The organism is Pandoraea sp. 64-18 (assembly GCF_001899225.1).
GTDB classification, from domain to species: Bacteria; Pseudomonadota; Gammaproteobacteria; order Burkholderiales; family Burkholderiaceae; genus Pandoraea; species Pandoraea cepalis.
This window is the reverse complement of sequence record NZ_MKVU01000019.1, coordinates 203,801-211,830: the sequence shown is the minus strand read 5'-3', so window position 1 is coordinate 211,830 and position 8,030 is coordinate 203,801. Positions and strand designations below refer to the sequence as shown.

Sequence of the window (8,030 nt, the reverse complement as noted above, 5' to 3'; positions counted from 1 at the left end):
TCGTCTGAGCTGAGGAGCCATTATCTCTAGATTCCTTTGGTACGAAATTTCCCGGACAGGTCAAAGGTGCCGTCTCACTTAGATATGCCAACCGCGCCAGTCATCACACGCGCGTCCTCGCAACGAGCATGACAACCGATAGACAGTGACGTCGTTGAGGCGGGGCGCCTTCACACGCGCGTGCCGCGCGTCGTCGCAACGAGTACGACAACCAATGAGCGATACGTGCGCCGTTGAAGCGTGCGCCTTCACACGCCCCGTGCCGCGCGTCATCGCAACGAGCACGACAACCAATGGGCGATGCGCACGCCATCGAGGCGGGAGCCTTCCGGCGTGTCGCTGCCAAGCATCGTCACGATTACGGGACGCCGTTTGTGCACAAGCACGCGCATCACCATGTTATGCCCCGATTCGTTAATGAAGCCGGTCTTCTGGACGCTTGCATCCACTTTCCCGTAGCGCACCAGACGGTTCGTATTGACGTACTGCAACTGTCCCTTGCCCGTATTCACCCGTTGCTGATGATCAATCGAATAGCGACGGATCAGCGGATACGCGTTCGACGCCCGTACCAGACGCGCCAGTTCGCGCGCCGTCGATACATTGTTCGGTGATAGCCCGGTCGAGTTCGCGAAACGCGTGTTGGGCATGTTCAAGGCGCGTGCCTTGCGATTCATGGCGGAGATGAAGGCTGGACGTCCACCCGGATAGTCGCGGCTCAATGCGGCAGCAGCACGGTTTTCCGACGCCATCAACGAGATGTGGAGCATGTCGGCGCGCGAAAGCGTCGAGCCTACCGCCAGACGTGAATGGCTGAACTTGAGCGTATCGAGATCCGCATTCGTGACCGTGAGGGGGGCACGCATGGCCGGTCCACTATCGAGCCAGACGACTGCCGTCATCAGCTTCGACAGCGAGGCGATCGGGCGCACTTGATTGGCGTTGAGGGAGAAGAGCGGCGTTTTGGTATTCTCGTCGACAATATAAACGGCGCGCGAGAAAAGCCGCTTGCGTGATGCCGGCGTGAAGCCGCACCGTGCGAGCAGGCGTGGTTTGGCAGCAGTGTGCACGCGCGCGGTCGCGTTCGTTACCGCGCCAGCAGTGCGCACCGCTCCCGCTGCTCTCGACACTTTCGGCGTCGCATGCTGCCGCGTAGCATTAGCCCGATGCTTCACCGTCGTCTGCGCCCGACGCGCAGGTTTCGCCGCTTTACGGCCTGCATGGGTCTTTGCCCGATGATGTGCCGATCGATGGTGCGGCGCACGCGCAGCCGTTGCTTTCCGACGCGCGGGCTTCGACGTCGTCTTTGCTGCCATCTTTTTGTGCTTCGCCGGTTGGAGGTGGCGCTTGCCATGACCCGAATGATGGCTGGTCACCGCGAGCGCATCGCTGACTGGCATCCCGGCAACGAGCAGCGTCAAGCCAAAGAGCGCCAGGCGAGCGAGCGCGACGATGCGTGGCGTCAGACGAGGGAACCGGGAGAGACGAGGGCGGCGAGGGAGGCGACGAAGACGAGGCAACGACGAGCTAAACAATGGGTACCACAGGGCAGACATCTTCACGCGGTTCCATAGTCAGAAGATACGGTCGACATGTGCACACAACAAGGCAACTCGCGGCAGCAGCCACCGCACGCGATGCAGGCGAAATACACGGGAAACCTGTTGGACGTTACGCGCGCGAGGAGTTCCTGAGCGTTCAAACGACGCATTACAAAATGTTACAGATGTCTAACTCTCGGGGTACGAAGGCGCTGCGACACACACGTTCGCAGACGGCATCCATAAAAAATGGGGCCGCTCGCGCGGCCCCATCAATTCCTTCGATCCCAATGTCGTTTGGATCACACGCCCTCAATCAATAACCGAGCGCGAGTCCCGTGTTGCGACGCGGATCGTTCGCGCCATAGTAGCGGTTCTTCCCGATCGGTTTGCCGCCCAGCGACGGCGCGCCCACGAGAATGGCGGCGACGTGGTTCGCCGGTTGCGGGCCGGCAAACTTCTGACCCCAACTTTCGAGGATTTTCTGCGTGTCGGGGCTCAGGGCGAACCGCTCGATGTTGGTCGCCTCCGGCATCCACTGCTGGTGGAAGCGCGGGGCGTCCACGGCTTCTTGCAGATTCATGCCGTAGTCGATGACGTTGAGCATCGTGAGCAGGGTGGCCGTGATGATGCGGCTACCGCCCGGCGTGCCAACGACCATGACCGGCTTGCCATCCTTCGTGACGATGGTCGGGCTCATCGACGACAGCGGACGACGACCCGGGCCGATGGCGTTCGCTTCACCCTGGATCAGCCCATAGAGATTCGGCACGCCCACCTTGGCGGTAAAGTCGTCCATTTCATCGTTGAGCATGACGCCCGTGCCATTGGCCATCACCTTTGCGCCAAACCAGTCGTTGAGCGTGTAGGTGACCGACACGGCATTGCCGTCGCGGTCGATGATCGAGTAGTGCGTGGTGTTGCTGCCTTCATGCGGCGCCACCCCCGGCTTGATCTCCTGTGAGATACCCGCCTTCTGCGGGTTGATGGCCGCGCGAATCTTGGCCGCGTATTGCTTGTCGAGCAGGTGGGCAATCGGGTTCTTCACGAAATCGGGATCGCCCAGATAGCTGTTGCGGTCGACGTACGCGTGGCGCATCGCCTCGATGGTGTAATGCACCCCCTGCGCCGAGTGATACCCCAGCTCGGTCATCGGGTAGCCTTCGAGGATATTCATGATCTCGCAGATCACCACGCCGCCCGAGCTGGGCGGCGGGGCAGAGACCACGTGATAGCCGCGATAGTCGCACTCGACCGGCGCCAGTTCGCGCGTCTTGTACTGATCGAGATCGGCCTGGGTGATGATGCCGCCCCCCGCCTTCATCGACGCCACCAGCTTGTTGGCGACCTCTCCCTTGTAGAAACCGTCGGTACCCTTCGCGCTGATCAGCTTCAACGTACGTGCAAGATCCTTCTGCACAAGGCGTTCGCCTGGCTGGAACGGCTGGCCCTTGTTCAGGAAGATGGCGCCCGAATTGGCGCGGTCGCTCTCGAAATTCTTGGTCGCCGTCCAAAGCATGTCGACGTCGCCCTGATCGAGCACGAAGCCCTTTTCCGCCAGCGTGACGGCGGGCGCGATCAGTTGCGCACGAGTCTTGGTGCCATACTTTTCACGGGCGTATTCCATGCCCGACACGGAGCCGGGTACGCCCACTGCCTGATAGCCCGTGGTCGAGGCACCCTTGATGACGTTGCCGTCTTTGTCGAGATACATGTTAGCCGTCGCGGCCAGCGGGGCCTTCTCGCGGAAATCGAGGAAGGTCTTGCGGCCGTCCGCAAGCTGGATCGTCATGAAACCGCCGCCGCCGAGATTCCCGGCTGCCGGATATACCACGGCGAGCGCATATCCCACGGCCACGGCCGCGTCGACGGCATTGCCACCGGCCTTGAGCACGTCCACGCCGACTTTCGACGCCAGGTGCTGGGCGGTGACCACCATGCCGTTCTCGGCACCGACCGGTGCCTGCGAGGCCGCGTGAACGTTGAACAACGCACAGCTCAGCGCTGTCGCCAAAAACGCTTTGGATAAGGTTGGATTTTTCATCGTCTTTAAATGTTCTTGTTTGAGCGAGATAGGGGGAAATTTCAACTTCGCTGGCGACGGACGCACGACCAGCAGCTCGCCCGCGCGGCGCACCTGAGGCTGGCACGGTTGCGGGGCGACGTCTGTGCTGCCTCTGTTTCGGCATGCGTAACAGTTCCGTCGACCATGGAACGTTAACGCATATCGGCTAATTAGGGAATGATGTCTCACACGTCCGCGTGACGGGCCACATTGCGAGATCGAGTGGCTCTGGACATTCCGCGGAAGTGCCCGCTTGTCATTGCCGACAAGCGCTTGTTGCTATATGGGGTCAGATGTGGATGGGCGGTCGCTGCGGGAATCGAGGCAGATCGGCAGGCGGAACCGGTTGAAACGATGAGGTTCCGCCAGGCAGCTGTTGCGCTGTCACCACGTTGTCGTGAACGCGATTTCGGAAGGATGCGACACGAGACCGCGTCGCGGCCGCAGGGCCTTCGACTAGCCGCCCTTACGGAGTTCGAGTCGGATGACGAACCCGCCGGCCACGGCCGACATGATCGCCAGCGCGTACCACGTCAGCAGATAGCTCATATGGTTGTTCGGGAACTGCACCACGGTGAGCCCGCCCACGGGGTAGTCGAGTGCCGGTGCCCGGCCGGTGACGGCTTCAGCATCGCCGCTGACGAGCGCGCGGCTTGCATCTGCGCCCGGCTTGCCGTCGGCATCGACGAAGAAGGGCGCCACGTCGGCGCTCGTTAGTCCGCGCGCGGTCGCAATGGCCGCGACGTCGCGCGAGTACCAGAGGTTCTCCGACGGCGCATTCTTGCGAAGGAATCCGCCGCCCGGCTCGGGCATGCGCAGCAGACCGGTGACGGTGACCTCACCCGCCGGGACGGCCGGCACGGATTCCTTCCAGCCCGGCGGAACAAAGCCGCGGTTGATCAGCACTTCGCCGCCATCTGCTGTGCGCAACGGCGTGAGCACCCAGAACCCGCCGCCCAGATCGGTGACGGCTTGCACGAGCGTGTCCTTGTCGAACTGGTACGTGCCGCTGAGCGAGACGTGGCGATACTCATCCGCGGCCGCGTTGACCGAGGCCCACTGGCCACGCAAGGGCGCCGGGGTGGGCGGCGCATGCACGCGCGAATTCACACGCTCGATCAGATCGAGCTTCCAGGCGCGGCGATGAAGCTGCCAGGTCCCGAGCGAGACGAAGACGCTGACCAGCACCAACGTGATAACGCCAAGGATGATCAGTCGAAGGGGAGACGGGCGGGCGGGCGCGCCGGAAGTGCGCGGGGGACGCTGTGCGCCCCCCGAGTCATGAAGTCGATTGCTGCTCAAGGGAAGTGCCGTTCAAGGGAGGTTTTTCGTATCCTGCATCATACCCGCCATCATGTTCTGGTTCAGGTGATACATCACCCATAGCGAACCCGACAGCGTGATCACGACCAGCACGATCGTGAAAATCAACGACAACAGGTTCCAGCCGCCTTCGGAGCGCCCGTTCATGTGCAGGAAGTAGATCATATGCACGACGATCTGAATGGCGCCCAGGAACAGGATCATGATCGCGGTGGTACTCGATTTCTCGAATACACCGCCCATCACGAACCAGAAGGGAATGGCGGTGAGAATGACCGACAGGATGAAGCCGGTCGCATACCCGCGCAGGGTGCTGTGCGGTCCTTCGTCGCCATGGTCGTGATCGTGATCGTGGCCGTGCCCGTCGGCATTGTGCAGGGTCGAGTCGTGGGTGCTCACGGCAGCACTCCCATCAGATAGACAAACGTGAAGACGCCGATCCACACCACGTCGAGAAAGTGCCAGAACATTGACAGGCACATGAGCCGGCGGCGGTTGGGCGCGGTGAGGCCATGCTTGCCGACCTGCACCATCAAGGTGATGAGCCAGACGATGCCGAACGTGACGTGCAGCCCGTGGGTGCTCACCAGCGTGAAGAACGAAGACAGGAACGCGCTGCGCCAGGGCCCCGCCCCCTCGTGAATGAGGTTCGCGAACTCGTAGAGTTCCAGCGAGAGAAACGCCGCACCGAGAACGCCGGTGACCGCGAGCCAGCCTAGCACCGCGCCCTGGCGTCGCCGCTGCATCTCGATCATCGCAAAGCCATAGGTGATCGACGAGAGCAGCAGGAAGGTCGTATTCAACGCCACGAGCGGCAGTTCGAACAACTCCGCACCGGTCGGCCCGCCTGCGTAGTTGCGCCCGAGTACGCCATACGCCGCAAACAGGCAGGCGAAGACGAGACAGTCGCTCATCAGGTAGACCCAGAAGCCGAGCAGCGTCCCGTTGGGCGGGTGGTAGTCGCTCGTCATCATGAACTTCAACTCGCCGTCGTGCGGCGCGCTGGGCGTGTGGGCCCCGAGCGGGGCGCCACCGGCCGGGAAGGGTGCCGTCGTATCAGACATGCTGCGCGAGCAGGCGCGTGCGCGCTGCCTCCGTTTGTTCGACCTGATCGGCCGGGATGTAGTACTCGCGGTGGTAGTTGAACGTGTGGCCGATGGCGGTCGCCAGCAGCGCCACGAACGCCACGATCACCACCAGCCACATGTGCCAGATGAGCCCGAAGCCGCATACCGTCGCAAGCCCCGCGAGGATGATGCCCGCGCCCGTGTTCTTCGGCATGTGGATCGGAATGAAGTCGTGCTCCGGACGCTTGAAGCCGTGCTGCTTCATCTGCCACCAGGCGTCGTTGTCGTGAATGATCGGCGTGAAGGCGAAGTTGTAGGCCGGCGGGGGGGACGACGTCGACCATTCCAGTGTGCGGCCATTCCACGGGTCGCCCGTGTCGTCGCGCAGTTGCTCGCGGCGGATGAAGCTCACGACGAGCTGGACGATGAAGCATCCAATGCCGATGGCGATGAGCAGTGCCCCCACGGCGGCGATCTGGAACCAGATTTGCAGCGACATGTCGTCGAAGTGGCTCACGCGACGGGTCACGCCCATCAGGCCCAGCAGGTACAGCGGCATGAAGGCGACGTAGAAGCCGATGAACCAGAACCAGAACGAGCACTTGCCCCAGAACGGATCGAGCCGGTAGCCGAAGGCCTTGGGGAACCAGTAGGTGATTGCCGCCATGACCCCGAAGATCACGCCGCCGATGATCACGTTGTGGAAGTGAGCGATCAGGAACAGGCCGTTATGCAGCGAGAAGTCGGCCGGCGGTACGGCGAGCAACACGCCGGTCATGCCGCCGATGACGAACGTCACCATGAAACCGACGGTCCACAGCATCGGCACTTCGAAGTGGATGCGCCCGCGATACATGGTGAACAGCCAGTTGAAAATCTTCGCGCCGGTCGGTATCGAGATGATCATCGTCGTGATGCCGAAAAACGAGTTCACACTCGCGCCGGAGCCCATCGTGAAGAAATGGTGCAGCCACACGAGGTACGACAGCACCGTAATCACGACCGTCGCATAGACCATCGACGCATAGCCGAACAAGCGCTTGCCGGAGAAGGTGGCGACCACCTCGGAGAACACGCCGAACACGGGCAGCACGAGAATGTAGACCTCGGGGTGGCCCCAGATCCAGATCAGGTTCACGTACATCATGGCGTTGCCGCCGAGATCGTTCGTGAAGAAGTTGGTGCCGGCGTAGCGATCCAGCGCCAGCAGGGCGAGCACGGCAGTCAGCACCGGGAAGGCAGCCACGATCAGCACATTCGTGCACAGCGAGGTCCATGTGAAGACCGGCATGCGCATCATCGTCATGCCGGGGGCGCGCATCTTCACGATGGTCACGAGCAGATTGATCCCCGAGAGCAGGGTGCCGATCCCGGCGATCTGCAGTGCCCAGATGTAGTAATCGACCCCGACGTTAGGGCTCTGCAGGATGCCCGATAACGGCGGGTAAGCCAGCCACCCAGTGCCTGCGAATTCGCCGACGAAGAGCGAGAGCATTACGAGCATGGCCCCGCTGGTCGTCATCCAGAAGCTGAAGTTGTTGAGGAACGGGAACGCCACGTCGCGCGCGCCGATCTGCAGCGGCACCACGAAGTTCATGAGGCCAGTCACCAGCGGCATTGCCACGAAGAAGATCATGATCACGCCGTGCGCGGTGAAGATCTGATCGTAGTGGTGCGGCGGCAGATACCCCATGTTGTCGCCAAACGAGATCGCCTGCTGCATGCGCATCATCGCGGCGTCGGCAAAGCCGCGCAACAGCATGACGATGCTCAGGATCACATACATGATGCCGATCTTCTTGTGATCGATGCTCGTGAACCACTCGCGCCACAAGTATCCCCACAACTTGAAGTAGGTGATGGCGCCCAGTACGACGATGCCTCCGAACGCTACCCCGGCAAAGGTCGCAACGAGAATCGGTTCGTGGTACGGGATCGCCTCGAGCGTGAGGCGGCCGAAGATCAACTTGACGATGTCCATAAGCTCGAGCCTGGGATCAATCGCGCACAAGGCGCATCATTGTCGACGGTTGG

Annotated in this window: 6 protein-coding genes; all 6 read right to left on the bottom strand. The window is 62.0% G+C overall.

The window, feature by feature from the left end; genetic code table 11:
• Positions 1-269: 269 nt before the first annotated feature.
• Positions 270-1,070, bottom strand: a complete 801-nt coding sequence (locus tag BGP02_RS17090; RefSeq protein ID WP_315973449.1) for a serine hydrolase — start codon at positions 1,068-1,070, stop codon at positions 270-272.
• 787 nt (positions 1,071-1,857) lie between these two features.
• Positions 1,858-3,480 (bottom strand): gamma-glutamyltransferase, encoded by a 1,623-nt coding sequence (ggt, locus tag BGP02_RS17085; RefSeq protein ID WP_232424580.1) that lies wholly within the window; start codon positions 3,478-3,480, stop codon positions 1,858-1,860.
• Positions 3,481-4,062: 582 nt separating this feature from the next.
• Positions 4,063-4,794 carry an SURF1 family protein gene (locus tag BGP02_RS17080; protein WP_353744113.1) on the bottom strand — a complete coding sequence of 244 codons (732 nt, stop codon included), beginning with the start codon at positions 4,792-4,794 and terminating at the stop codon, positions 4,063-4,065.
• A 126-nt stretch (positions 4,795-4,920) separates the two neighbouring features.
• Positions 4,921-5,328, bottom strand: coding sequence for a cytochrome o ubiquinol oxidase subunit IV (cyoD, locus tag BGP02_RS17075; protein WP_017233201.1), 408 nt, complete (start codon positions 5,326-5,328; stop codon positions 4,921-4,923).
• The gene (cyoC, locus tag BGP02_RS17070; protein WP_261939165.1) at positions 5,325-5,993 is read right to left on the bottom strand and encodes a cytochrome o ubiquinol oxidase subunit III; all 669 of its coding nucleotides are present in this window, start codon (positions 5,991-5,993) and stop codon (positions 5,325-5,327) included. Before cyoC ends, cyoD begins: the two co-directional genes overlap by 4 nt.
• The gene (cyoB, locus tag BGP02_RS17065; protein ID WP_286798890.1) at positions 5,986-7,977 is read right to left on the bottom strand and encodes a cytochrome o ubiquinol oxidase subunit I; all 1,992 of its coding nucleotides are present in this window, start codon (positions 7,975-7,977) and stop codon (positions 5,986-5,988) included. The genes cyoC and cyoB overlap by 8 nt, the downstream gene beginning before the upstream one ends.
• Positions 7,978-8,030: the final 53 nt, after the last annotated feature.